This window comes from Saccharomonospora iraqiensis subsp. iraqiensis (genome assembly GCF_000430445.1).
Taxonomy (GTDB): domain Bacteria; phylum Actinomycetota; class Actinomycetes; order Mycobacteriales; family Pseudonocardiaceae; genus Saccharomonospora; species Saccharomonospora iraqiensis.
Map to the genome: position 1 here is coordinate 65,710 of NZ_KE387062.1, position 2,254 is coordinate 67,963.

At 72.6% G+C, this 2,254-nt stretch carries 2 protein-coding genes and 1 pseudogene; 2 read left to right on the forward strand and 1 reads right to left on the reverse strand.

Annotation, left to right across the window (positions count from 1 at the left end):
• Window positions 1-398: pseudogene (locus ACTIR_RS21905) on the forward strand (hypothetical protein); the annotation flags it as partial.
• A 273-nt stretch (window positions 399-671) separates the two neighbouring features.
• On the opposite strand, the gene ACTIR_RS0105440 reads toward ACTIR_RS21905, so the two are convergent.
• A complete protein-coding gene (locus ACTIR_RS0105440; protein WP_084789331.1) occupies window positions 672-1,448 on the reverse strand; it encodes a DUF427 domain-containing protein in 777 nt (258 codons plus the stop codon).
• 164 nt (window positions 1,449-1,612) lie between these two features.
• Here ACTIR_RS0105440 and ACTIR_RS0105445 point away from each other — a divergent pair.
• Window positions 1,613-2,254, forward strand: a 642-nt coding sequence (locus tag ACTIR_RS0105445) for a response regulator (RefSeq protein WP_026453510.1), incomplete at its 3' end; no start/stop codon positions are given.

Genomic DNA, 2,254 nt, shown 5'->3' on the forward strand with positions numbered 1-2,254 from the left:
ACCCCCCCCGCCGCAACCGGGACGCCTCGGGCGTCGGCCCGGAGGCCGACCGGCCGGAGCCCGAGCCGGAACCGGCCGACTCCGCGCTCGGCGAGCGGTTCGACCGCGCGATGCGCGAGCTCTACGACCGCGCGCGGTACGAGGCGGGCTACACGGCGGGCTACTTCCTCAGCATGCTCGCCGACCTCGGCGCGCTGGCCACCGCGCGCAAACTGCTGCGGGCACCGGCCGTCTCGGACGGCTTCGCCGCGCTGTGGGAACGGGGCCGCCTGGACCTCACCGTCGAGGCACTGGTCACCGACGAGGCGTTCGCCCCGCTGTTCACCGACCGCGAGCTGGACACCGCCCGCAACCGCCTGGCGCAGTTCGGCCACGGCACCACCCACCGGGCGGGCTGACAGCTGGTGGAGAAGGGTGCGGGGCCAGGCGCGTCGTGGTATGACGACTGCCATGTCGACGTCCGAGGTCGTTCGGGACAACGCTACGGTCATCCACCGGACCCAGACCGAGGTCTGCGGTCGGGTGGACCGTGCCACGATCCTGTCCACGTTGTCCGAGATCCGTGGTGAAGGCGGAGGCGGAACTTCTGGGGTACGCCCGGGGGCCGCCTCTGCCTCAGCATGCCACCCGGGGCGCTGCTCCGCTCGCCCCGGACCACGCGCGCGGCCCGGCTACACCCGGACACCGTCCACATAGACCTCCGCGTGTTCCTGCGGCACGCACACGAGCCCGGCGATGCGGTCGCTCTCCGGCAGCGGCGTGGGATACGACCACACCAGGTCGGGCACCGGGGTCCCGCCCACCCGCACCGACCAGTACTCGGCCTGTCCCTTGTACGGGCAGTGGGTGACCTTGTCGCTCGGCTCCAGCAGGTCGAGCCGGACGTCCGGCTTCGGCAGGTAGTACCGGGTGGGCAGGTTGGTCTCGAACAACAGGCGCGCGCCGCGCGTGTCGGCGACGGTGACGCCGTCGACGTCCACGCGCACGTGCCGGGTGCTGGGCAGGATGTCGATGCGCACGTACGGGTCGCGCGGGTGGGTGTGAATCTGTTCGTCCTCCTCGAACCAGGCGTCCATCGCGCCGAAGTCGAGGCGGACGTGTCCGCGCAGCAGCTCGATCGGTGACTCGGGGTACTCCGTCACCGCGTCGGTCGCCGTGTGCCCGCCGAGCCGCAGGTGCCCGATCCGGCCGGTTCCCCTGGTCGGCGAGGTGCGGGTGCGGTCGGTGAATTCGATCAGCTCGGTGCGGACGTCGTCGCGGGGCAGGTAGTAGGTCGGGAAGTACGGCACCTCCCACACCAGCAACGGCCGGGTCGTGTCCGCCACGACGTGCCCGGCGAACACGGCGCGCACCCGCTTGTCGTGCCGCTCCACTCGGCCCCGGTTCCGGGTCTGCACGTCGCCGGAGTGGTCGGCGGCGGACGTGGTGGGTGTGGTGTGCGTGGTCATCGCGACCTCCGTCGCTCGTCGTCGTCCGCACCGGCGGTCGCACCGTACCGGCGGACTGTGTCTGCCGTCACACCATTGTCGTCACCTCCCGGAGCCGACGCACGTGGCCGGGACCACGCCCGGCACGGGACGGTGCGCGGGCCGTGGCGACGTAGGCTCGGCGCATGGCCATCGAGGTGCTGCTCGTCGACGACCACGAGGTCGTGCGCCGGGGGTTGCGGGACCTGCTGGAGGACGAGTCGGACATCACCGTGGTCGCCGAGGCGGGCGGTGCCGAGGAGGCGCGGGCCGTGGCACTGCACGTGGAGCCGGACGTGGCGGTGGTGGACGTGCGGCTCGGCGACGGACGCACCGACGGCGTGACCCTGTGCCGGGAACTGCGGGACTCGGCGAGCCCACCGGCGTGCCTGGTGCTCACCGCGTTCGACGACGAGGAGGCCATGGTCGGCGCGATCATGGCCGGGGCGTCGGGCTACCTGCTGAAGCAGGTGCGCAGCCAGGACGTCGTGCACGCGGTGCGGGAGGTCGCGGCCGGGCGGTCCCTGCTGGATCCGCTGACGACGACGCGGCTGCTGGAGAAGGTGCGCAGCCCCGCGCAGCCGGACGAGCTCGACGCGCTCAGTGACCGCGAGCGCAGTGTGCTCGAACTCATCGGCCAGGGGATGTCCAACCGGGAGATCGCCGAGCGGCTGTTCCTCGCCGAGAAGACGGTGAAGAACTACGTCACCTCGCTGCTGGCCAAGCTCGGCCTGCGCCGCCGGACGCAGGCCGCCGCCTGGGTCGCCCGGCACGGCGCCGGCACCGGA

What these genes read in the sequence shown, in the direction of transcription:
- ACTIR_RS0105440 (WP_084789331.1), bottom strand. Translation starts at nt 1,448, where the DNA reads ATGACCACGCACACCACACCCACCACGTCCGCCGCCGACCACTCCGGC.